Annotated in this window: 19 protein-coding genes and 1 pseudogene; 17 read left to right on the top strand and 3 right to left on the bottom strand. The window is 72.1% G+C overall.

Annotated elements, in window-relative coordinates; all coding sequences use genetic code 11:
* Nucleotides 1-10 precede the first annotated feature (10 nt).
* Both ACFQ2V_RS02565 and ACFQ2V_RS02560 read left to right on the top strand, forming a co-directional pair.
* Nucleotides 11-1,084, top strand: coding sequence for an HpcH/HpaI aldolase/citrate lyase family protein (locus ACFQ2V_RS02565; protein WP_386050461.1), 1,074 nt, complete (start codon nucleotides 11-13; stop codon nucleotides 1,082-1,084).
* A 4-nt stretch (nucleotides 1,085-1,088) separates the two neighbouring features.
* Nucleotides 1,089-1,988: an HpcH/HpaI aldolase/citrate lyase family protein gene (locus ACFQ2V_RS02560; protein WP_386050459.1), complete on the top strand. Its 900-nt coding sequence runs from the start codon at nucleotides 1,089-1,091 to the stop codon at nucleotides 1,986-1,988.
* Between the two features lie 174 nt (nucleotides 1,989-2,162).
* Here the strand turns inward: ACFQ2V_RS02560 and ACFQ2V_RS02555 are convergent.
* Nucleotides 2,163-2,465, bottom strand: a pseudogene (locus ACFQ2V_RS02555) (alpha/beta fold hydrolase); the annotation flags it as partial.
* A gap of 436 nt (nucleotides 2,466-2,901) precedes the next feature.
* Here ACFQ2V_RS02555 and ACFQ2V_RS02550 point away from each other — a divergent pair.
* The 3 genes from ACFQ2V_RS02550 (at nucleotide 2,902) to ACFQ2V_RS02540 (ending at nucleotide 6,216) form a co-directional block, all read left to right on the top strand.
* The gene (locus ACFQ2V_RS02550; RefSeq protein ID WP_386050457.1) at nucleotides 2,902-3,801 is read left to right on the top strand and encodes an extensin family protein; all 900 of its coding nucleotides are present in this window, start codon (nucleotides 2,902-2,904) and stop codon (nucleotides 3,799-3,801) included.
* Nucleotides 3,802-3,893: 92 nt separating this feature from the next.
* Nucleotides 3,894-5,303, top strand: a complete 1,410-nt coding sequence (proS, locus tag ACFQ2V_RS02545) for a proline--tRNA ligase (protein ID WP_386050456.1) — start codon at nucleotides 3,894-3,896, stop codon at nucleotides 5,301-5,303.
* Between the two features lie 256 nt (nucleotides 5,304-5,559).
* Entirely contained in the window at nucleotides 5,560-6,216 is a 657-nt protein-coding gene (locus tag ACFQ2V_RS02540; RefSeq protein ID WP_386050454.1) for a nitroreductase family protein, read from the top strand.
* Nucleotides 6,217-6,306: 90 nt separating this feature from the next.
* Here ACFQ2V_RS02540 and ACFQ2V_RS02535 read toward each other — a convergent pair whose 3' ends face one another.
* Nucleotides 6,307-7,215 (bottom strand): serine protein kinase RIO, encoded by a 909-nt coding sequence (locus tag ACFQ2V_RS02535; RefSeq protein ID WP_386050453.1) that lies wholly within the window; start codon nucleotides 7,213-7,215, stop codon nucleotides 6,307-6,309.
* Nucleotides 7,216-7,500: 285 nt separating this feature from the next.
* On the opposite strand from ACFQ2V_RS02535, the gene ACFQ2V_RS02530 reads away from it, so the two are divergent.
* The 5 genes from ACFQ2V_RS02530 (at nucleotide 7,501) to ACFQ2V_RS02510 (ending at nucleotide 15,022) form a co-directional block, all read left to right on the top strand.
* Entirely contained in the window at nucleotides 7,501-10,779 is a 3,279-nt protein-coding gene (locus tag ACFQ2V_RS02530) for a DUF7379 domain-containing protein (RefSeq protein WP_386050451.1), read from the top strand.
* A 62-nt stretch (nucleotides 10,780-10,841) separates the two neighbouring features.
* The gene (locus ACFQ2V_RS02525) at nucleotides 10,842-11,717 is read left to right on the top strand and encodes a caspase family protein (protein ID WP_386050449.1); all 876 of its coding nucleotides are present in this window, start codon (nucleotides 10,842-10,844) and stop codon (nucleotides 11,715-11,717) included.
* 132 nt (nucleotides 11,718-11,849) lie between these two features.
* The gene (locus ACFQ2V_RS02520; protein WP_386050447.1) at nucleotides 11,850-13,049 is read left to right on the top strand and encodes an acyl-CoA dehydrogenase family protein; all 1,200 of its coding nucleotides are present in this window, start codon (nucleotides 11,850-11,852) and stop codon (nucleotides 13,047-13,049) included.
* A 38-nt stretch (nucleotides 13,050-13,087) separates the two neighbouring features.
* Nucleotides 13,088-13,732 (top strand): general stress protein, encoded by a 645-nt coding sequence (locus tag ACFQ2V_RS02515; RefSeq protein ID WP_386050445.1) that lies wholly within the window; start codon nucleotides 13,088-13,090, stop codon nucleotides 13,730-13,732.
* Nucleotides 13,733-13,822: 90 nt separating this feature from the next.
* Nucleotides 13,823-15,022, top strand: coding sequence for a hypothetical protein (locus ACFQ2V_RS02510; RefSeq protein ID WP_386050443.1), 1,200 nt, complete (start codon nucleotides 13,823-13,825; stop codon nucleotides 15,020-15,022).
* Here the strand turns inward: ACFQ2V_RS02510 and ACFQ2V_RS02505 are convergent.
* Nucleotides 15,019-16,548, bottom strand: a complete 1,530-nt coding sequence (locus ACFQ2V_RS02505; protein WP_386050442.1) for an aminopeptidase P family protein — start codon at nucleotides 16,546-16,548, stop codon at nucleotides 15,019-15,021. The two genes, ACFQ2V_RS02510 and ACFQ2V_RS02505, sit on opposite strands and share 4 nt — an antisense overlap.
* A 235-nt stretch (nucleotides 16,549-16,783) precedes the next feature.
* Between ACFQ2V_RS02505 and ACFQ2V_RS02500 the strand changes: the two genes are divergently transcribed.
* The 7 genes from ACFQ2V_RS02500 to ACFQ2V_RS02470 all read left to right on the top strand — a co-directional run bounded on the left by ACFQ2V_RS02500 (nucleotide 16,784) and on the right by ACFQ2V_RS02470 (nucleotide 23,052).
* Complete coding sequence (locus ACFQ2V_RS02500) at nucleotides 16,784-18,277, top strand: threonine/serine exporter family protein (protein WP_386050440.1); 1,494 nt, start codon at nucleotides 16,784-16,786, stop codon at nucleotides 18,275-18,277.
* Between the two features lie 95 nt (nucleotides 18,278-18,372).
* On the top strand, nucleotides 18,373-18,915 hold the full coding sequence (locus ACFQ2V_RS02495; protein ID WP_386050438.1) for a MaoC family dehydratase: 543 nt from the start codon (nucleotides 18,373-18,375) through the stop codon (nucleotides 18,913-18,915).
* Nucleotides 18,916-19,022: 107 nt separating this feature from the next.
* Complete coding sequence (locus ACFQ2V_RS02490; RefSeq protein ID WP_386050436.1) at nucleotides 19,023-19,901, top strand: PHP domain-containing protein; 879 nt, start codon at nucleotides 19,023-19,025, stop codon at nucleotides 19,899-19,901.
* Nucleotides 19,898-20,512 carry a MarC family protein gene (locus ACFQ2V_RS02485; RefSeq protein ID WP_386050434.1) on the top strand — a complete coding sequence of 205 codons (615 nt, stop codon included), beginning with the start codon at nucleotides 19,898-19,900 and terminating at the stop codon, nucleotides 20,510-20,512. The genes ACFQ2V_RS02490 and ACFQ2V_RS02485 overlap by 4 nt, the downstream gene beginning before the upstream one ends.
* Before the next feature lie 92 nt (nucleotides 20,513-20,604).
* On the top strand, nucleotides 20,605-21,489 hold the full coding sequence (locus tag ACFQ2V_RS02480; protein WP_386050432.1) for a RecB family exonuclease: 885 nt from the start codon (nucleotides 20,605-20,607) through the stop codon (nucleotides 21,487-21,489).
* The gene (locus ACFQ2V_RS02475) at nucleotides 21,482-22,153 is read left to right on the top strand and encodes a maleylpyruvate isomerase N-terminal domain-containing protein (RefSeq protein WP_386050430.1); all 672 of its coding nucleotides are present in this window, start codon (nucleotides 21,482-21,484) and stop codon (nucleotides 22,151-22,153) included. Before ACFQ2V_RS02480 ends, ACFQ2V_RS02475 begins: the two co-directional genes overlap by 8 nt.
* Nucleotides 22,154-22,179: 26 nt before the next feature.
* Nucleotides 22,180-23,052 (top strand): ParA family protein, encoded by an 873-nt coding sequence (locus tag ACFQ2V_RS02470; protein WP_386050429.1) that lies wholly within the window; start codon nucleotides 22,180-22,182, stop codon nucleotides 23,050-23,052.
* Nucleotides 23,053-23,095: the final 43 nt, after the last annotated feature.

The raw sequence follows: 23,095 nt of genomic DNA, 5'->3' as shown, positions 1-23,095 counted from the left end.
GTTGACGCCCATGCGCAGCGCCAAGGACTTCTTCCGGCCGCTCGCGGTGGGGGCGCCGACGCCCCTGGCGCAGGTGCCCGCCCGCCCCTCCAGGGTCATCCACTTCTTCGACCCGAGCAACCCGAAGATGGCGGCCAAGGTGCCCGATCTCGTGGGCACCGTCGACGTGCTCCTCGGCAACCTCGAGGACGCAGTCAAGGCCGACCGCAAGGAGGCGGCGCGCGCCGGGCTCGTCGACATCGCGAAGGCCACCGACTTCGGCGAGAACACCCAGCTCTGGACCCGCATCAACGCCCTCGACAGCCCGTGGGCGCTCGATGACCTCACGACCCTCGTGACCGAGATCGGCGACAAGCTCGACGTCGTCATGGTGCCGAAGGTGCAGGGTGCCGAGGACATCCACTACGTCGACCGCCTCCTCGCCCAGCTCGAGGCGAAGGCAGGACTGAGCCGCCCGGTCCTCGTGCACGCGATCCTCGAGACGGCCCGTGGGATGGTCAACGTCGAGGAGATCTGCGGCGCGTCGCCGCGCATGCAGGGGCTCTCGCTCGGGCCAGCAGACCTCGCGGCCGACCGCCGCATGAAGACGACCCGCGTCGGCGGGGGCCACCCCGGCTACCTCGTGCGCACCGACCCCGTCGACGGCGACGTCCAGGGGGCGCGCGCGACGGCGCAGCAGGACCTGTGGCACTACACGATCGCCCGCATGGTCGACGCCTGCGCCATGCACGGCATCTACCCGTACTACGGCCCGTTCGGCGACATCCAGGACGTCGTCGCCTGCGAGGACCAGTTCCGCAACGCGTTCCTGCTCGGCTGCGTCGGCACCTGGTCGCTGCACCCGGTGCAGATCGACATCGCCAAGCGCGTCTTCAGCCCGTCGGCGGAGGACGTCGCGCACGCCCGCCGCGTCGTCGCCGCGATGGGCGACGGCACCGGCGCCGTCATGCTCGACGGCAAGATGGAGGACGACGCGAGCCTCAAGCAGTGCCTCGTCATCGTCGAGCTCGCCGAGCGCCTGTCGAAGACCGACCCCGCGCTCGCCGAGCTGTATGCCGCCGAGCCCGCCACGCAGGAAGGCTGACCACGTGCCAGACCAGACCGCATACGCCGACGGGGCCGGTGCCTACCGCCCCCGTCGCTCGGTCCTCTACATGCCGAGCTCCAACGAGCGAGCGCTCGAGAAGGCCAAGACCCTTCCCGTCGACGCGCTCATCCTCGACCTCGAGGATGCCGTCGCGCCCGACGCCAAGGAGTCGGCGCGCGAGAACGCCTGTGCCGCAGCGCGGTCGGGTGAGTACGGCCGCAGAGAGGTGACGATCCGTGTCAACGGCCTCGGCTCTCAGTGGCACGACGACGACCTCGCCGCGGCGGCCGCCGCGGGGCCCGACGCGATCGTCGTGCCGAAGGTGAGCTCCGCCGACGAGGTGCGTGGGCTCGTGGCCGCGATGGAGGCTGCCGGTGCTCCCGACCACACGCGCCTGTGGGCGATGGTCGAGACGCCCGTCGCCGTGCTGCACGCCGAGGAGATCGCCCGCGCCTCGGGGCGGCTCGCCTGCCTCGTGCTCGGCACCAACGACCTCTACAAGGAGCTCGGCGCGACGTTCGCACCCGGCCGCGCGGCGATCGCGACGAGCCTCCAGCTGGCCCTGCTCGCCGCCCGGGCGGCCGGCATCGCGGTCGTCGACGGGGTCTTCAACGACGTGAAGGACACCGAGGGCTTCCTCGCCGAGGCGCGCCAGGGACGCGAGCTCGGCTTCGACGGCAAGACGCTCATCCACCCGGGTCAGGTCGAGCCGGCAAACGAGGTCTTCGCGCCGAGCGAGGCCCAGGTCGAGGACGCCCGTGCCGTGATCGCGGCCTTCGAGCAGGCACAGTCGGAAGGGCGTGGCGTCGCCACCCTCGACGGCCGGCTCATCGAGAACCTCCACGTCGACACCGCGCAGAAGGTGCTCGCCACGGCCGAGGCCATCGCGGCCCTCGGCTGACTCGCGGAGCCGGGACGTCTCAGGAGGCGGGGCGGCGCTCAGGAGCGCCGCAGCACTCCGGCGCCGCTGAGCGCCGGCCGCGTGGTCGGTCCACCACGCGTGCTCGTGCCCGCCGGGCTCGAAGTGCGTCTCGACACCGGGCAGCCGGGTCGCGAGCTCATGGTCGGCGCCGACGAACGGGTCGGACAGGCCGCAGTCGAGCCGCACCGCGATGCCGGCCGGCTTGTCGACCCGGTTGAAGATCGAGTTTCGGTCGAAGTCCTCACGGCCGTCGTACGCTCGAGCCGGCGTGTCGGAGCCGCGGAGCCAGAGCGCCGCGCTCGCCGCGATGACGCCGGTCACGCGCGTGGGCCCGAGGTCACTCGCGAGGAGCAGCGCCCCGAAGCCACCCATCGACCATCCGAGCAGGGCGACCCGGGTCGTCGGCGGCAGTGCGGCTTTGCTCAGCGCCAGCGGGATCAGGGCGTCCCTGACCATGGCGCCGCTGTCCGTGCCGTCGGCGCGGGCGTGCCAGCAGCTGCGGGCGCCGTCGACCGAGACGAGGGCCAGCCCCGTGGCCGCCACGGACCTGTCGTAGCCGTGTCCGAAGGCGTCGTCGGCGTTGCCGCCCGCGCCGTGGAGCGCGACGACGAGCCCGCGGCCCGGCCGGACTCCGGCACGGCGAGCCGCCAACGCGGTGCGTCGAAACCGTACCTCGCGTCGAGCACGCCGTCCGAGACCGTGACTCCGGGCGCACGGTCGCCGCACGCGGAGACACCCGCGACGGCGCTCGCAGCTGCGATGCCCACCACCGCACGCAGCAGCGTGCGGCGCTGGGGGAGTGAGGCGGCCGGCATGGACGGAGCGCAGGGCCCGCAACCGGGTGCGCACCGCATCCGGGATCGCCAGGGCGGGTCCGAACGTTGGAGCAGGCATGAGGCCCGACACGACGGAGCACGAGCGCGCCGCCCCGCCGCCCGACGCCGCCGTCCCGGCGCCATCGACCCGCCTCACCCGTCGGCGCCTCCTCACGCTCGGAGCGCTCGGGGCCGCTGCCGCCGGTGGGGCGTATGCCGTGTCGCGCGGTCCCGGCCTCCCGTCCCTGCCGGGGATCGCCGGGTTCGCGGAGCCGCCGCCGCCCGAGCTGCGGGTCGACCCGCAGCCGGTCGACTTCCGCGCCCTGCAGGCGAGGCGACGCATCGGCACGGCGGCCCACGCGTACGAGGTCACGGGCCGACCGGCGACCTACTACGTCACCGCGGCCTTCGGCGCCCGACTCGACCGATGGCTCGCCCTGCACCGGGAGAACGTCGGCCACGTGCCCGACGAGATCCGGTCCTACGGTGCCTGGGTGCGAGGGTCGGCCACCTCGTGGCACAGCTCCGGCGAGGCGATCGACATCGCGAGGCTGCGTGCCGGGGGCCGTGACCTGACGTCGCTGCGCCACGACGAGTGGCGTGACGCCCCTGCGGCCGAGCTGCGCCGGCGGCTGTCCCTCTACTGGCGCACGGCTGCCGGCCTCCACCACGAGTTCGCCGACGTGCTGACCTACCTCTTCGATGACGCTCACGCGAACCACATCCACGTCGACATCGGCCGGTTCGGCCCCGAGCGGCCCCGGCTGATCCGTCGCTCGAACGCGCAGGTCCAGGCGGTGCAGGCGATGTGCCGCCATGTCTGGGGCCGCACCGACGTGGCGATCACCGGCGACTTCGACGACATGACGCGCGACGCGACCACACGCGTACTCGAGCAGGCCGGCGGGCCCGGCGAGCTCGCGGACTCGCGGGAGGCGTGGCAGGCGTTCATGGTCGCGACGATGCAGCGTGCCTGAGCAGGGCTTGTGGCGGTGTGCCCTCGCGTCGGGATCGATCGAGGATCCGCTGGGCGGTCGCCTGGTTTGGTGCCGTCCGTAGGATCGGCCCCATGCCCAGGACCGTGCTCACTCCTCAGTCAGAGGACTTCCCCCGCTGGTACCAGGACGTCGTCGCCAAGGCGGAGCTGGCCGACAACGGACCGGTGCGCGGCACCATGGTGATCCGACCGTACGGCTACGCGATCTGGGAGCGGATGCAGGCCGACATGGACCGGCGCATCAAGGAGGCCGGCGCGAGGAACGCGTACTTCCCGCTCTTCATCCCCGAGTCCTACCTCACTCGCGAGGCCGAGCACGTCGAGGGCTTCAGCCCCGAGCTCGCCGTCGTGACGCACGCCGGCGGCAAGGAGCTCGAGGAGAAGGTCGTCGTGCGCCCGACGTCCGAGACGGTCATCGGCGAGTACATGGCGAAGTGGACCCAGAGCTACCGTGACCTGCCCCTGCTGCTCAACCAGTGGGCGAACGTCGTGCGCTGGGAGCTGCGGCCGCGAGTCTTCCTGCGCACCAGCGAGTTCCTCTGGCAGGAGGGTCACACGGCCCACGCGACCGAGCAGGACGCTCGGGCGTACGCGAGGCGCATCCACGCCGACGTCTACGCCGCCTTCATGCGCGAGACCCTCGCGATGCCAGTGGTGCTCGGGCGCAAGACCGCTCGTGAGCGCTTCGCCGGGGCGACCAACACCCTTGCGCTGGAAGCGATGATGCGCGACGGCAAGGCCCTGCAGATGGGCACGAGCCACGAGCTCGGGCAGAACTTCGCCAAGGCGTTCGACATCACCTACCTCTCCGAGCAGTCGCGCCAGGAGACCTGCTGGACGACGTCGTGGGGCACCTCGACCAGGATGCTCGGCGGCCTGATCATGTGCCACGGCGACGACGCCGGCCTGCGGGTGCCGCCGCGCCTGGCGCCGGTCCAGGCACTGGTGATGGTCGTCAAGGACGGAGACGGGGTGGCTGCGGCGGCCGAGCAGGTCGTCGCGGACCTGCTCGCCCGAGGCGTGCGGGCCGAGCTCGACGCCCGTGTCGACACGCCCTTCGGTCGTCGCGCCGTCGACGCCGAGCTCAAGGGCATCCCCGTGCGCGTCGAGGTGGGGCCGCGCGACCTCGCCGACGGCAGCGTCACGGTCGCCCGACGCGTCGCCGGTGGCAAGGTGTCCGTCCCGCTCGGCGGCGTCGTCGACAGCGTGACCGGTGCGCTCGACGAGGACCACGAGGCGCTGTATGCCGGCGCGCTGGCCCACCAGACCGCCAACACGAGCGCGGTCACCAGCATCGACGAGGCCCGCGAGGCGGCCCGCACCGGCTGGGCGACGATCCCGTGGTCGACGATCGGGCCGGAGGGCGAGGCGATCCTGGCCGAGTCCGCCGTGACCGTGCGGTGCCTGACGATGCCCGACGGGTCGGTGCCGGAGTCCGAGGACGACGAGGGCGTGCTCGCCGTGGTCGGCCGCGCCTACTGACCCGGTCGAGAGGACGCTCCGTCACCGCACATCGGCGACGGAGCGCTCTCCCGATTCCCGAGGGCGGCCCCTGCCAGCGTGGGAGGCGTGAGGGAGTGCTCTCTCTATCGTGAGGGTCGGGGCGCGGGCGGTGGCAGCCGGCGGGGTGCTCGTTCGACTCGAGAGGGGGCGCCTACGTGGCGTGGGGCACAGGACCCGCCGGGAAGAGAGCGGGGTCGGGCATCGTTGACGGGTGGGTGAGGACGGAGGACGCGACGTGAGTGACACGACGGTGTCGGGCGCACGGCATACGCCCGCGGGACCGACGGCGCAGCCGGAGACGCTGACGCCGCTGCTGCGCGACCGCGAGAGCGTCCTCGTCTACGACCGCTCCCACACGCTGTCGCCGGAGGCGCTGCGCGCCATCCTCGAGGCCGCGCGCTGGTCACCGTCGGCCGGCAACTCGCAGCCGTGGGGCTTCATCGTCGGGCTGCGCGGCGACGACACGCACGCCGCGATGGTCGAGCTGCTGTCGTCGGCCAACCAGGTCTGGGCCCCGTCGGCCTCGGCCATCATCCTCACGCTGCACCAGGTCGCGACCGACGAGGACCACGAGATCGCCTACAGCGACTACGCGATGTTCGACCTCGGCCAGGCGGTCGCCCACATCACGGTGCAGGCCCGGTCGATGGGCCTGCAGGTGCGTCAGTTCGGCGGCTTCGACCACCGGGCGGCCGCGGAGGTCTTCGCCGTGCCGCCGCACTGGGCCGTGACGACGGGCATCGCGCTCGGGCTGCCCGCTGGGCCGGATGGCGACGCCGAGATGCCGGACTGGTTGCGCACGCGCGCACGCCTGCCCCGCTCGCGTCTGCCCCTCGAGGCGTTCGTGCACTCGGGCAAGTTCGGCCACACCGCCGACTTCCTCACCGACTGAGGTGCGCCGACCCCCCGACGCACCGCCGGACATGGATGGAGGCCACCCCACGAACGGGTGGCCTCCATCGCGTCCGTGCCCTCCTCGCGATCACCAGCGGGACGTCGCCGCGGCGATCAGGTCACCGAAGAGCAGGCCTTCGTCGACCGCATACCCACGTCGAGTGAACCAGTCACACATGTTTCGCGTGTCGCGTTCGAGGAACTCGGGCCCGTGCGGGTTGCCGATCACGTCCACCACCTGCGGCCAGTCGATGATGACAAGACGCGCGTCGTCACCCTCACCGTCGAGCAGCACGTTGTAGGGCGACAGGTCGCCGTGCGCCCAGCCGAGCTCGGCGAGCCGGAGCATCGCGTCGCGCAGCTGCTCGAAGAGCAGCGGCAGCAGGTCCGGGGCGGGCCTCGTCTGGGCGAGCCGCGGAGCGGCCTGCCCGTCGGGAGAGCCGATGAACTCCATCAGCATCTCGTCGTCGGACATCTGCACCGGGTAGGGCACCGGCAGCCCCTCGTGCCACAGCCGGACCAGCGTCTCGAACTCGGCGAAGGCCCACAGGCCGCTGATCAGCTCCTTGCCGAAAGAGGTGCGGGTCCGGATGGCCCGCGTCTCGCGCGACTTCCGCACGCGCCGCCCCTCGAGGTAGCCGGAGTCGCGGTGGAAGAGGCGGTTCTTGCTCGACCGGTAGCGCTTGCCGGCCATGATGACGTCGCGGTCGGCAGACCCGGGCACCCACCTGCGCACGAGGTGGACGTCGGCCTCCTTGCCGGTCTTCAGCACGCCGAGGTCCGTCTCGACGGCGCCGAGGTCGGTGATGACCCAGTCGGGCCGCGGCTTCGGTCCGTGGGTCGCGCCGTCCCAGCTCGACCAGCGCTCGCCCTCGGGCGGTGCGTCTGGCTGGGTGTCGATCGCGAACGACTCGAGGTCGAGGTCGGCGAACCGCCCGTCGGTCAGCCGGGCGTCGAAGACCTCGTACTCGTCTTCGTGAAAAGCATTGAACGACAATTGAACTCCAAGGAAGAAATGGTGTGGGCAGGCCTGCCCGTGGCCGTGATGGACATGTCACCCTCCTTGGGTCCTGGTGTGCAGCCGTGTGCCGCAGCGCTCGCCTAGAGACTGGCTCAGCCGCACCAGGTGTGCAACCGATTTATCGCCGGCACGGGAGACCGACGGCTGCCGGCCCGCACGTGGGGCGCCACGCGTCCGGACGGGTTGCCGCGTTGTATCACCGCGCACGTCGTCCGCCTCTACGGTGTCATCAGGAGGGAGCGTCAGGGAGGGAGCCCAGGTATGCCGTCCGCGTCCTTCGCCGGGGGAGCGGTTCGCGTGCGTGCCCCTCACGGGTACGACGTGTCCGCCGCTGGTGCGTCCGGTCGCGCGGACCGGGACGTCCCGCAGCCTGACCGACGAGCCGCCGAGCGGGCAGCACTCGCAGACGTGCTCGGCGACAGCGACTTCGTCGTCGTCGACCGCATCGACCTGGCGCCGCGCGGCACCCGCGACCTCGACGGGCAGCCCGTCGCGAACCGACGCGGCACCGTGCACGTCGACGTCGATGTCCCTGCCGGTGAGAACGCCGTGGTGCTGCTCGAGCGCGAAGGCGTCTACTCGTGGCACCTGCCGGTCCAGGGGGCCCGGTCCCGGTCGCTCGAGACCGGCGCGCGCACCGTGACGTTCGCGCTACCCGTGCAGCCGCAGCCGCCGGCCCGTCCGCCGCGACGCGGCCGTCAGAAGGGCGGGGCGTCCCCCGGTGCCGACCGCAGCCTGCTCGGAGAGCTGCTGCACGGAGCGCTCCAGGCCGTCGTCCTGCGCTTCACCGTGCCGGCTGTCGTGGACACCGTCGTGGACACCGTCGTGGACACCGTGGTCGAGCGCCTCGAGTCGGGCGTGCGCACCGGGCTCGTCCACGTGACCGGTGGCTCCCTGGACGCGTGGAGACCGGTCGAGACGATCGCCGAGGTCGCGCTGCCGACCCGCTACCCGGCGCGGGTGCTGCTGCTCGTGCACGGCACCTTCTCCTCGACGCTGGGGGCCTTCGGGGCGCTCGCGGTCACGCCCGGCGCAGAGGGCTTCGTCGACACCCTCGTGACGGCATACGACGCCGTGCTCGGCTTCGACCACCGCACCCTCAGCGTCGACCCGGAGCACAACGCACGTGACCTGGTGGCGCTGCTCGAGCCGTTCGAGGGCGAGCTCGTCATCGACGTCATCACACACAGCCGGGGTGGCCTCGTGACGCGGTCGTTCGTCGAGTCCGTGCTGCCGGCATCCGGCCTGCGGGCCACGGTCGGCTCCGTCGTGCTCGTCGCGGCGACGAACGCCGGCACCCACCTGGCCGACCCGGAGCGCTGGCACGACCTCGCCGACCTCTACACGAACCTCGTCGTCCTGACGGCGTGCGGACTCTCGCTCGTGCCGGGCGGGGCTCCCTTCGCGGCGATCGTCGGCGGCGTGGTGCGGGGCATCGGGACGCTCGTGAAGTACCTCGCGTCGTGCGCCGCCGGTGACGACGGCGTGCCGGGCCTGGCGGCGATGCGACCCGGAGGCACCTTCGTGACCGCCCTCGACGCCATCCGGCCGACACGTCGTAGGCACCAGCCCGAGTGGTACGTGGTGACCTCCGACTTCCACGTGTCGCTCTTCGACGACCACCACAACCCGCCGGAGTTCCCGCGAGAGCTCGCGGTAAGGCTCGCCGAGGGATTCGTCGACAGGATCTTCAAGGGACGCAACGACCTCGTGGTCGACACGGAGTCGATGGCGACGATCGGCACGGCAGCCGGCGGCCACGTGCGCGAGACGTGCGCGCTCGGCACCAACGACATCGTCCACCACGTCAACTACTTCGCCCAGCTGCGCGTGATCGGCCAGCTCTCGCAGTGGCTGCCGCTCGGTCTCGGGGCCTCCGGCGACGAGTCCCAGCTCCCGGCGTGGATGACCGCAGCGCTGCCGGCCGACGACCGCGATCTCGAGGAGGCGCCCGCCGGGCCCGAGCCGGTGGGAGCCGAGGCCGAGCCGCCCGCGCCTCCGCCTCCTGCCCCGCCGCAGCCGCCGGTGCAGGAGACGTCCGCCGAGCTCGCCGCCGAGATGCCGTCCACGGTGGCACCCGGCTCCGATTTCACCGTGCGGGTCCGCCTCTCGAGAGCAGCCCTCGTGGCTTCCCCCGGCACGGTGCACGTCGGCGAGAAGGTCCACGTCGACGCGAAGCGTGCGGCCAGCGTGCAGGTCTACGCCAAGGACAACGCGCAGGTGCTGGAGCCCGACCCCAAGGTCTTCGGCCTCCCCGACAGCGCCGACTGGGCCGCCGAGCTGACCTTCAGGGTGCGAGCCCTCGCCGTGGGTCCGGTCCGGGTGGCGGTGGCGCTGCGCCAGGGCAGCGTGCTCGTCGCGACGCTGACGCTCGAGGCGGCCGCCGACGGTGCGACGGTGCTCGGCCCGCAGCCCGTCACGGCCGTGGTGCACGCCGGCGTCGACGCCCCGGAGCTCGACGGACTGCCGTGCCTCGACATCGTGGAGGGTCGGCGCGTGACGGGGGAGCGCGTCTACAGCTACGCGCTCCGCCTCGTGCCCGGCGAGCCCGTGCGGGTGTTCGAGTCGGCGCCGGTGACCGGGCGGGACGACTTCGTCCAGCAACGCATCGCAGAGGTCGAGCGCGTCATCAAGGACCCGGATCTCACTGCCCGCCAACGGATGTCACAGCTGCAGAACACCGGCACGCTGCTCTTCGACCAGTTCTTCCCGGAGGACCTGCAGGCCTACCTGTGGCAGCGCCGGGACCGCGTGCACGACCTCATCGTCTACACCGACGAGCCCTACGTCCCGTGGGAGCTCGTGCACCTCAAGCCTCCTCGCGGCAAACGTGGCACCACGCCGCGCTTCCTCGCCTCCGGCGGCCTGGTGCGGTGGCAGCTCGGCAGCTTCCCGCCCCAGCAGATGCGGGTACGGCGCGGCAGGGCCCGGTCGATCTGTCCCGTCTACGCGAACCCGATGTTCAAGAACGACGTCGGGCTCGCCGAGGCCGGCTACCTCAAGGAGCGGTTCGGGGCCAAGGCGGTGACCGCCACACCCGACGCAGTCGAGCGGCTGCTGCGCGGCGGCGGGTTCGACCTGCTCCATTTCTCGGGCCACGGAGCAGCGCGCTCCGACGACGTCGCCGACGCGAAGGTGCTGCTGCGCGGCCAGAGGCGCGGCTCGACCGTCCGCGAGCAGTACCTGAGCTCCACCGACGTCGCGCAGAACGTCGACTGGACCGACCCCGGGGTGCCCGGACCGCTGGTGGTGCTCAACGCCTGCCAGACGGGTCGGTCGGGCGAGCTGCTCACCACGGTCGGCGGGTTCGCCAAGGCGTTCCTCGACGCCGGCGCCTCGGCCTTCGTCTCGTGCCTCTGGTCGGTGCAGGAGGAGCCCGCGCGCCTCTTCGTCGAGACCCTCTACGACGAGCTGCTCAAGGGCACGCAGATGTCACGCGCCAGCGCCGTGGCCCGCGAGGCGGCACGTGACGCGGGCGACCCGACCTGGCTCGCCTACGTCGTCTACGCGCGACCCGACGCCGTCCTGGAGACGGTCTGAAACGGCATACGCCACAAGGAGCCCGGCCGCATGAGCGAGCTCACGAGCAGAAGGGAACGACCATGGCACGCAGGGCGCTGTGCGTGGGGATCAACGAGTTCGCGTCGTTGCCGCAGACGAGCTGGCTGGCCGGCTGCGTCAACGACGCCGGCGACATCGCGAAGGCGCTGCGGCCGATGGGCTTCACGGCCAGGTCGACGACCGTGCTCACCGACGCGGACGCGACGAAGAGGAACGTGATGGCGGCCCTCACGCAGCTGGTCACCACCGCGAAGCCGGGCGACCACCTCGTCTTCACGATCTCCAGCCACGGCACCCAGGTGCCCAACGAGCCGGGCGGCGACGTCGAGCCCGACGACCTCGACGAGGCCTTCGCCTGCCACGACATCCGCCAGAAGGGCGACCAGTGGGACCGTGACACGGTCATCGTCGACGACGAGCTGCGCGACCTCTTCGCCCGGGTCCCGGCCGGCGTGCTGCTCGAAGTGCTTCTCGACACGTGCCACAGCGGCACCGGCCTGAAGGACCTCGAGGAGATCCTGCAGTCCCAGCTGCTCGGGCGGAAGCCGCGGTTCCTCCCAGCCCCGACCCGCCGCGGCCTCCAGCAGACCCGAGCGCTGCGAGCCGTCGCCCCGGCGCGCACTGTCGACCGCAAGGCCCTCGTGGAGCTGACCAGGAGCCGCAGCACGGCCTCCAAGCCGGTGCTCTTCGCTGCGTGCAAGCCGGACGAGACCGCGTCCGACGCGACCTTCGACGGCCGGTCCAACGGCGCCTTCACCTACCTCTTCCTCAAGGCGGTCAGGACGAACCCCCACGCGAGCCGCGCCGACCTGCTCCGTAGCGTCACCGCCGGGCTCAAGGACGGCGACTTCAGCCAGCGCTCGACACTCGAAGGGCCGGTCAAGTCGAAGAAGGTCGGCTTCGGACAGCTCTGGTAGCAAGGGTCCTCGGTGACCCACGACACAGGTGTCGGTACTCACACGCGAGCGCGCTGACCGGGCAGCCGACGCGGCGGCATACTCGGTCGCAGTTGTCCCAGCCCAACGCACTCGCAAGGTGGCGATCCGCTCATGTCCCGACTCCAGCAGACCGAAGGCCTCACCGAGGAGCAGCACGAGCTGGTCAAGCTCGTCCGTGAGTTCGTCGACGAGCAGATCATCCCGGTCGCCACCGAGCTCGAGCACAAGGACGAGTACCCGCAGGCGATCGTCGACGGGATGAAGGAGATGGGGATCTTCGGCCTGATGATCCCCGAGGAGTACGGCGGGCTCGGCGAGTCCCTGCTTACCTACGCCCTCTGCGTCGAGGAGATCGCCCGCGGGTGGATGAGCGTCAGCGGCATCATCAACACGCACTTCATCGTCGCGTACCTGGTGCTCCAGCACGGCACCGACGAGCAGAAGCAGCGCTACCTGCCGAAGATGGCCACCGGCGAGATCCGTGGCGCCTTCTCGATGAGCGAGCCCGGTTGCGGCTCCGACGTGTCGGCGATCAAGACGAAGGCCGTCAAGGGTGACGACGGCGACTGGACGATCAACGGCCAGAAGATGTGGCTGACCAACGGTGGCTCCGCCAACCTCGTGGCCGTGCTCGTCAAGACCGACACCGGCGCCGACTCGGTCTACAGGAACATGACGACCTTCCTCGTCGAGAAGGAGTCTGGCTTCGGCGAGACCGCCCAGGGCGTCACCGTGCCCGGCAAGATCGACAAGATGGGCTACAAGGGCGTCGACACGACCGAGCTCGTCTTCGAGGGGCACCGCACGACCGACGCGCAGATTCTCGGTGGCGAGCCGGGCAAGGGCTTCTACCAGATGATGGACGGCGTCGAGGTGGGCCGTGTGAACGTCGCTGCCCGCGGGTGCGGTGTCGCGAGAAGGGCGTTCGAGCTCGGGGTGTCCTACGCGCAGCAGCGCGAGACGTTCGGCAAGAAGATCGTCGACCACCAGGCGGTGCTCTTCCGGCTCGCCGACATGGCCGTCAAGGTCGAGGCGGCCCACGAGATGATGGTCAAGGCCGCACGCAAGAAGGACTCCGGCCAGCGCAACGACCTCGAGGCCGGCATGGCGAAGTACCTTGCGTCCGAGTACTGCTCGCAGGTCGTCGAGGACTCCTTCCGAATCCACGGCGGCTACGGCTACTCCAAGGAGTACGAGATCGAGCGCCTCTACCGCGAGGCCCCGATGCTGCTGATCGGCGAGGGCACCGCGGACATCCAGCGGATGATCATCGGCCGGAGGCTCGTCGAGGACTACAAGCTCAAGGCCTGACAACCCGGTGCCCGGGGGCCTGGTGCGAGGATGGGGACATGAGCCTGCAACCGAAGGGCCCGGGGGGACGCCAGGGATTCGCGACGCTGTCCTTGGAGTACCCCATGTCGCTCGGCGTCTTCGACGAGTACGAGGACGCCCAGAAGGCCGTCGACACGCTGTCGGACAACCAGTTCCCGGTCGAGAACTGCCTCATCGTCGGCACCGACCTCAAGCAGCTGGAACGGGTGACCGCGCGGCTCACCTGGGGCCGGGTGGCGCTGGGCGGGCTGCTCTCCGGGATCTGGCTGGGCCTGTTCGTCGGGCTCATCCTGTCGCTCTTCTCCCGGCCGACGAGCGCGGTGACACTGCTGCTCTCGACCGCCCTGTACGGAGCCGTGTTCGGCCTCATCTGGTCACTCGTCGGCTACGCATTCACCCGTGGTGCTCGTGACTTCTCGTCGGTGAGCCAGGTCGTGGCCACCCGCTACGAGGTGTTCGCCGAGCACAAGGTGGCCCAGCAGGGGCGCGAGATCCTCGCCAAAGCGGGTATCTCCGTCGGCGGGCAGTCCAGCATCGGCATCGCGCCGGTGACGCCGCAGGGGACGCCGCAGGGGACGCCGCATGCAGGGCCGGGAGGCCCTTCGGGAGCGCCGGGCGCGCCGCCGCGGGCTGACGACCCGCCTGCGCCGCCCCCCGGCTGACCCGTCGGGCTGCTCAACCCGGACCGGCTGCAACGAACCAGCCCCACAGGGTGTCCTACAGGGTGACGGATCCCGACGAAGGAGCACCCGATGTCGGCTCGCAGACCCCTCCCGTATGCCGTGCGCCGCACCCTCGCGGCCGTGGCGCTCGCGCCGGTCGTGGCGCTCGCGCTCGCTGCGTGCGGCAGCACGACGTACGACGCCCCGGGCGCGGAGCCGACGGCGGCCGTGCGGCCGCTGACGACCCAGCCCGTCGCGCCCGACGGTGCGCTCGCGTGCCCGGTCTCCCTCGAGGACGCCGCGGGCACGACCGTGCCCGAGAAGCCGCAAGGGGTCGACGGTGCCGCGCGCCTGCTGCCGGAACGGGCGCCGGTCTCCCTCGTCGTCTGCGGCTATCCCGTCATGGACATCACGGCGACCACACCGCTCGTGGCACCGTTCCCGCTGAGGACGCGCACGGTCGCGACCGGGGCACAGCGCACTGCGGTCGTCGAGGCGATGACCTGGGCGCCGCGCTCGGCCCTGAGGCCCCGCCCCTGCACGGACATGGCCGGCAACGAGACGGCATACCTCGTGGGCGCCGCCTACGGTGACGCGATCGTGTGGGTGGCCGCCAAGGCGGACGCCAACGCCTGCTCGACCGCGACGAACGGCGACTTCGTCTCCGGTGCCCCGCTCGGAGTCGTGCTCCACGAGACCGTGGGCGCGAGAACGCGACCGACGGTGGCGGAGGAGCCGTGCCGTGTCCGGTCGTGGGGGCGGCTCGGCGACGACCGGCTGCTCGCCCCCGAGGGCGGCCCGACCGTGGTCGTCTGCCGTCCCGCTGTCGACGGCTCGGCGCGGGCCACCGCGCTGGATGCCGCCCGGTCGGCCGAGGTGGTCGCGGCGCTGGGCGCCCTGTCCACCCGACCCACCGGCCGGACCTGCGACGGGTCGGGCAAGGCGTCCGACCCACGCTTCAGCCTCGTGCTGCGGTATGCCACCGGGCCGAGCGTGCGGGTCGACGTCGACCCCGGCTGCGACCCGGCCGTGCTGGGCACGAACCTCGAGAGCCGGGAGGCGAGCACGCTGGTGGCCCTCGTCGAGCGGTGGAGCCCGCCGATCCCCGGCCCGGACCCGAACGGCTCGGTCTCGTCGGACGGCTCCGTCGGGCCGCCGCCGCTGCCGGTGCCGGCACCGGACCAGCCGACCGAGGTGCCGGGGTCGCCCGGCGGAGGGTTCCAGGGCAGCACCGGCGCCCAGCCGACCCCGCCGGAGGCGCTGCCGACCGACGTGCCGATGACGCGCTAGCTGCGAGCGCCCCAGATGCCGGCGATCCAGGCCTCGACGTCGGCGCTGCTGCGTGGCATCGCGGCCGACAGGTTCTCGCAGCCGTCGTCGGTGATGAGGATGTCGTCCTCGATGCGCACGCCGTTGCCGCGGAGCTCGTCGGGGACGAGCTCGTCGTCGGCCTTGAAGTAGAGGCCCGGCTCGACGGTGAGGACCATGCCGGGCTCCAGCTCGGCGTCGGAGTACTCCTCGCGGGTGGCGAGCGCGCAGTCGTGCACGTCGAGGCCGAGGTGGTGGCTCGTGCCGTGCACCATCCAGCGGCGGTGGTACTGGCCGTGGTCGGCGTCGAGGGTGCCCTCGACGTCGACGCCCTCGGGCAGCAGGCCCCACTCGTGCAGGTGCTCGGCGATGACGCGGATCGCCGCGGCGTGCACGTCGCTGAACTTGTTGCCGGGCTTGCACGCGGCGATGCCCGCCTCCTGGGCGGCGTACACGGCGTCGTAGATCCTGCGCTGCGCGTCGGTGAACGTGCCGCTGACGGGCAGCGTGCGGGTGATGTCGGCGGTGAAGAGCGAGTCGACCTCGACGCCGGCGTCGAGGAGCAGCAGGTCGCCGTCCCTGACCTCACCGGTGTTCTTGATCCAGTGCAGCGTGTTGGCGTGGTCGCCGCTCGCACAGATCGAGTCGTAGCCGACGCCGTTGCCGTGGTGGCGGGCGTGCAGCCCGAAGACCCCCTCGACCCAGCGCTCGCCGCGTCCGCGACGGACCGCCTCGGGCAGGTCGGCGATGACGGCCTCGAAGCCCAGACGGGTGCCCTCGACCGCGTCACGCATCTGCTCGACCTCCCACTCGTCCTTGACGAGGCGGAGCGTCGAGAGGAAGTGGGCGAGCTGGTCGTCGGCCTCGCGCTGGCGGTCGACGCGGGTCTCGGCCTCGGTGGCGTCCTGCGTCTCGGAGGCCGCGGCGCGCGCCCGGTCGACACGGACGGCGACCTCGGCGTCGGCGTCACGCACGACCCGGACCGTCACCTGTCCGGCGTCCTTGCCGACGGCGTCGGAGAACTCGTCGATGTGGCGGGCCGCCAGGCCGAGCTCGGACTCGATGTCGGCGAGCGTCGGACGGGCACCGACCCAGAACTCGCCGTAGCGCGAGTCACCGAAGAACTCCTCGGTGTCGCGGTCGGCGAGGGGACGGAAGTAGAGCACGGCCTCGTGACCGGCGGCGTCGCCGGCCCGCGGCTCGAGGACGAGCACGGCGTCGGGCTCGCGGTCGCTGCCGAGGCCCGTGAGGTGGGCGAAGGCGCTGTGCGGTCGGAAGACGTAGTCGGTGTCGTTGCTACGGACCTTGAGCCCACCGGCCGGCACGACGAGGCGCTCGCCGGGGAAGGCGGCACTGACGGCCTCGCGGCGACGCGCCGCGTGGTCGGCGACCTCGGACCGAGGGGTCACCTCGGTGCTGCGGGGCGCCCAGCCGGTCGCGACGAAGGCCCGGAACTCGTCGGTCGTCGGACGCTTGCGGCTCGGGGAGACCTTCTGCTCTTCGCTCATCACCTGGCCATCGTGTCACGAAGCGGGAGACGCGCCGAACCGGGTTTCCGGGCGTGTGCCGTCAGTGCGGCGGCCGCCCGGACCGGCCCCCGCCGGCCCCGGGAGACCCCTCGGGGGTACCTGCGGCCGGACCGGGGCGGCATACAGTCTGGGGGTGGCCTCCACCGAGCGAACGTCCCGGCCGACCACCGCCCACCGCACGCTCCCGTCGCTCCGCGCGAGCACGCGACGGGCGATGAGACCGAGTGGGCCACCGACCGACGAGATCCCGATCTGGACCACCCCCGACGGGGTCGACGCGCACACGGCCCTGGCCGTCATCGACCTCGCGATGCGCGCCGGCGTCGCGATGATCGCGACAGGGGCGGCAGCCGCGGACGTCACGGCGACCGTGCTCACGCTGACGAAGGCGTACGGCCTGAGCTCGGTGCACGTCGACGTCACCTACACGTCGGTCACCGTCTCCTACCACCGTGGCCCGAACGCCGACCCGATCACCGTGCTGCGCATCGTGCGCTTCCGCGTGCAGGACTACACCCGGCTCGAGCGGCTGCGTGGGCTCATCGTCGACCTGTCGCAGGACCCCGTGCCCGTCGAGGAGGCGCGGGTGCGCTTCGACGGCGTCATCACGGCCCCGCACCCGTACCGACGTTGGCTCGTGGCCGTCGCCGGTGGCGCGCTGGCCGCCGGTGCCGCAGCGCTGGTGGGTGCCGGGGTCTTCATCGTCGCGCTCAGCTTCGTCACGGCCACGATCGTGGGGCGGGTGCTGAACTGGCTCACGGGCGCCGGCGTCGCGGCGTTCTTCGCCCAGATCGTCGCGGCAGCCATCCCGACTGCCGTCGCCACGCTCGTCGTCGTGGCGCAGTCCGCGGGCGTCACCTTCTTCGGCAGCGTCTCGCCGTCGCTCGTCGTGGCCTCCGGCATCGTGCTGCTCCTGTCGGGGCTGTCGGTCGTCGGCGCGGCGGAGGACGCCCTCGAGGGCTACTACGTCACGGCGGGGGCGCGCGCGTTCGAGGTCGTCGTGCTCTCGCTCGGCATCGCGGTCGGCATCTCGATCGTGCTGTCGCTCGGCAAGCGGCTCGACTACCCGATCGCGATCAGCTCGCAGACCCTGCTCACCGACGACGTGGCCGTGCAGATCGTCTGCGCCGTGGTCATCTCCGTCGCCTTCGCCGTCATGTCGTACTCGAGTGGCCGGGCCGTCGCCGTCGCCGGCGTCGCAGGCGGCCTGGGTTGGGCGATCCTCGCGGTCGGCGAGCGGGCCCTCCAGCTCGGTGCCGTCACCGGGTCGGCCACGGCCGCCCTCGTCGTGGGTTTCGCCTCACGGCTCGTCGCCAAGCGCCTCACCATCTCGGCGCTCGCCGTCACCACGGCCGCAATCGTGCCACTGTTGCCCGGGCGCATGGCCTACGAGGGAATCTCGCAGCTCGTCACCAACCCCGACGGCAACGGTTTCGCCGTGGGGGTCCCGACGCTCGTGCAGGCGTTCGGTCTGGGGCTCGGCCTCGCGGCCGGTGTGTCGCTCGGCACGTACTTCGCAGGCCTGCTCGTGGCGCGCTCCCAGGGCGTGCGGCCCCGTCCCGCGGCCGGTGCGACCCTGCCGGTCGACCCCGTGCCGCACGCCACCGTGTCGTCGGCGCCCGTCCTCTCCGACACGGGCGAGCTGGGGGCGGTGGCCCCTCCCACCGACGGCGACGCGGAGGTCACCGAGGTCACCGGCCGACCGTGAGCAAGCACACGACATACGCCCGTGGTCGTATGCCGTGTGCTCCGGCAGGCTGGGAGCCGTTGGCTATTCGCGTGTCGTCGGTCGGAGGAGTTGGGATGCAGTTCGGGCGCAGCTACGAGGAGTTCGAGGTCGGGGCGGTCTACAAGCACTGGCCCGGCAAGACGGTCACCGAGTACGACGACCACCTCTTCTGCCTGCTGACGATGAACCACCACCCGCTGCACCTCGACACCCACTACGCGGAGGAGACGACGCAGTTCGGCCAGAACGTCGTCGTCGGCAACTACGTCTACTCGATCCTGCTCGGCATGTCGGTGGCCGACGTCTCTGGCAAGGCGATCGCGAACCTCGAGATCGAGTCGCTGCGCCACGTGGCGCCGACCTTCCACGGCGACACGCTCTACGGCGAGACGCGCGTGCTCGACAAGTGGGAGTCGACGTCGAAGGACGACCGGGGCGTCGTCCACGTCGAGACGATCGGCTACAAGCAGGACGGCACCGTGGTGTGCATCTTCCGCCGCAAGGTGATGGTGCCGAAGGAGAGCTACCTCGAGGCCCGCGGTGGGGAGCAGCCGGGCCGGCCGACGCCGGTGCCCGACCGCAGCTGGCCGGGCCCCGACCCGGCCTCCCAGGCCTGATCCCTCGCGCGGGAGCTGTCGCCGCGACGAGGACGTCGTCGGCTCCCAGGAGTCGACAGGCGGGAGAGGTGGCTGGGGCGGGTGCCACGCGGCCCTACTCTTGGGGCGTGACGTCGACAGGGGCAGGTGCGGGGCCGGTCATCGACCTGCACACGCACTCCTCCGTGAGTGACGGGACGCAGACCCCCGACGAGCTCGTGGCGGCTGCGGCTGCTGCCGGCGTCGACGTCCTCGCGATCACCGACCACGACACCGTCGCGGGCTGGGACGAGGCGGCCGACGCGGCCCGGCGCCACGGCATCTCGCTGGTGCGCGGCATCGAGATCTCCTGCGCCTGGCGCTACTCCTCGATCCACCTCCTCGGCTACCTCACCGACCCCGACGACCTGCCGCTCACGCACGAGCTCGCCCGGGCCCGCGACTCACGGTCCACGCGCCTCGAGCGCATGGTCGAGCTGATGGCGGCTGACGGCATACCCCTGACGTACGCCGAGGTCGAGTCCCAGGTGGCCCCCGGGGCGACGGCGGGGCGCCCCCACATCGCCGACGCCCTCATCGCGAACGGCACGATCCGGCACCGGGACGAGGCGTTCCGCGAGTGGCTCGGCGACGACTCGCCCTACTACGTCGGGCACTACGCCCCCGACCCCGTGCGTGCGGTCGAGCTCGTCCGGGCGGCCGGTGGCGTGCCCGTCATCGCCCACCCGTTCACCCGCACGCGCTCGGGCGGCCTCGACGACGCCCTCGTCGAGCGGATGTCCGCCGCCGGACTCGTGGGCCTCGAGGCCTACCACCGTGACCACGGACGCGCCGAGGTCGAACGCGCCACGGCGCTCGCGGACCGTCTGGGCCTCGTGCTGACCGGGTCGAGCGACTACCACGGAGCGGGCAAGCGCAACCGGCTCGCCGAGAACACCACGACCCCGGAGGTGCTCGAGGCGATCGAGGCCGCCTCGAGCGGGGTCACCCAGGTGGTACGGGCGTGAACCTCTTCGACCTGACCGTCTTCCTCAGCACCTTCATCACCCTCGTCGTGATCCTCGAGCCGCCCGGCGCGGTGCCGATCTTCCTGGCCCTCACGGGGTCGCTCACCAAGGTCCAGCGCAACGTCGCCGCCCGGCGCGCCTCTCTCGTGGCGGTCTTCGTGATCGCCATGTTCGCGCTCTTCGGCCGTAGCATCCTCGACTACCTGCACATCTCGATCGCCGCGCTCCAGGGTGCCGGAGGGCTCCTGCTGCTGCTCGTGGCCCTCGAGCTGCTGACAGGCAAGGAGTCCGACTCGCTCGCCGACGCCGGCGTCAACGTCGCGCTCGTGCCGCTCGGCACCCCGCTGCTGGCGGGACCCGGCGCGATCGTCGCGACGATGCTCGCCGTGCAGCGCTCCGACACGGCAGGGGAGTACGTCGCCGTCGGTGCGGCGCTCGTGGCCGCCATGCTCGTCGTCTACCTCGTGCTGAGGTTCGCAGGCCAGGTGCGCGGCCTGCTCCGCGAGAGCGGCACGATGCTGCTCACGCGCATCGCCGGCCTTCTCCTGTCGGCCATCGCCGTGCAGATGGTGGCCGACTCGGTGCGGGCGTTCGTGAGCGGACAGGGCTGACCGGACTCCCGGCGGCCGACGTCCCGCGACCCGGCTGGGACGGGTGTGCACGGTTCCCGCGTCGTGTCGGCCCGCGGTCGTAGGGTGTCGGCGTGACGACCGGAGCCGCCGAGCAGACGACCTTCGCGGGCATGCCCACGCCGCTCTACTCCGGCTCGCCCTCGCGGCTGCTCGCGTACCTCGACTGCCCGCGCCGCTACCGCATGCAGTACCTCGACCGGCCGCGGCCGCAAGCCCGGCCGCAGCGCGCCCACACCTCGGTCGGCATCGCCACCCACAACGTGCTGCGTGACTTCTGGGACCTCCCTGTCTTCCAGCGCACCCCGGCGGGCGTCGCCGAGCTCGTGCGCACGTCGTGGATCGACGTCGGGTTCCGTGACCCCGAGCAGTCGGCGGCCTGGCGCCTTCGCGTGCGTGACGCCGTCACCGACTACCTGCGACACAGCGACCGCGACAACCAGCCCGTCGGCATCGAGCGCAGCGTCTCGCTCAAGACCGACGAGGTGGCGATCACCGGCCGCATCGACCGCCTCGACGACCGTGACGGCCAGCTCGTCGTCGTCGACTACAAGACCGGCCGGCAGGTGCCCACCGACGACGACGCGCGCACGTCCCTGCCCCTCGCCCTGTATGCCGTCGCGTCGGCGCGGATCTTCCGTCGGCCCTGCCGTCGGGTCGAGCTGCACCACGTGCCGTCCGGCACGGTCGCCGTGCACGAGCACACCGACGAGTCGCTCGCGCGCAAGGTCGCCGAGGCCGAGTCGATCGCCTCCGACCTGCGCAGGGCCGATGCCGACTACACGCAGGTGGGGGTCGAGTCGACCCGCTTCGCGCCGCGCCCGTCGGCGATCTGCTCGTGGTGCGACTTCCGGGCCCACTGCCCCGAGGGCCAGCAGGTGGGCCCCGAGAAGTCCGACTGGGCCGGCCTCGAGCCTGCCGGCTACGACTCCACCGCTCCGGAGCGAGCCGATGCCTGAGACCGACGCGACGGTCGCCGCGGCTGCGGCGCGCGACCTGCGCGGGGCCTTCCTCGCGGCCGTCGACCACGTTGCCGCCGTCGTGGCGCGCGACGACGTCGCAGCCGGCTGGGACACCCCGAGCGCGCTCCCCGACTGGAGCGTCGGCGGTCTGGTCGCGCACCTGGCGAGCCAGCCGGTGATCGCTGTCGACCTGCTCCGTGCCGAGCCGTGGCCCGAGGCCATCGCCCTCGACGAGCACTATGCGCGCTCGGCGTGGGTGCGGGCCGGTCTCGACGACGACGTCAACGTCTCGATCCGTGCCGGCGGCGACGCGCAGGCCACGGCCGGCCGCAATGCGGTGCTGGCCCGGGTGAGCGAGGCCAGGGCCGTCCTGCCCGAGCTCCTCGCCGCCCAGCCGGCCGACCGGGCAGTCCTCATCCCGTGGGCCGGCTGGGCGCTGCGGCGCGACGACTTCCTCACCGGCCGTATGATGGAGGTCGTCGTGCACGGCGAGGACGTCGCGGCGAGCCTGGGCTTCGACTCCCCGCACCTGCCCGACGAGGTGCTGGCCCCGGTCCTCGCACTGCTGACCCGGCTGGCCGTCCGCAAGCACGGCCAGGGCGCCGTGGTGTCGGCTCTGTCACGTGCCGAGCGTGCCCCGCGGACGATCTCGGCGTTCTGACGCGAAGGCCTGACACACTGGGCCGCATGGCGCCCCGGACCGGCAAGAGCGACGCGACCACGGCCCCGAGGCGAGGTGTGCGCGACAGCTCACGGAGCGCCGGCAGATCCCGCGACACGTCACCGGGCCCCGAGCACACCGGCCCCACGACCATCGCCCTCGCGAACCAGAAGGGCGGGGTCGCCAAGACGACCTCGGTCGCGAGCATCGGCGCCGCTCTCGCCGAGCAGGGGCAGCGTGTGCTGCTCGTCGACCTCGACCCGCAGGCGTGCCTGACCTTCTCGCTCGGGGTCGACCCCGACACGGTGGAGCGCTCCGTGCACGACGTCCTCACCGGGACGGCGGGGCTCGCCGACGTCGTCATCACCTGCGACGAGGGCCTCGACCTCGTCCCGTCCGCCATCGACCTCGCCGGGGCGGAAGCGATGCTGCTGCCGCGCCCCGGCCGGGAGTACGTCCTGCGCTCGGCCCTCGAAGGTGCCGAGACGGCATACGACGTGGTGATCCTCGACTGCTCGCCGAGCCTCGGAGTGCTGACGCTCAACGCCCTCACGGCTGCCGACGCGCTCATCATCCCGATGCCGTGCGAGATGCTCAGCCACCGCGGCGTCGGGCAGCTGCTCGACACCGTCGCCGACGTGCAGAAGATCCTCAACCGCGACCTCGAGGTGTGGGGCATCCTGCCCACCCTCTTCGACGGCCGCAGCAACCACGCCCGCGAGGTGCTCGCCGACGTGGGCGAGCGCTACGACCTCCCCGTGCTCGAGCCGCCCATCCCGAAGACCGTGCGCTTCGCCGAGGCGCCGGCCGTGGGCCGCTCGATCCTCACCACCGCCCGCACGTCCAAGGGAGCCCAGGCCTACCGGGACGTCGCGGCCTCCCTGCTGGCACGTCTCTGAGCGCGGACGCGGAGGATGTGCGGCGGCCGCCCGGCCGGGAATG

It is taken from the genome of Terrabacter terrigena (genome assembly GCF_042676085.1).
GTDB lineage: Bacteria > Actinomycetota > Actinomycetes > Actinomycetales > Dermatophilaceae > Terrabacter > Terrabacter terrigena.
Note: the sequence above shows the minus strand (reverse complement) of the source record. Positions and strands in the feature narration are given on the sequence as shown.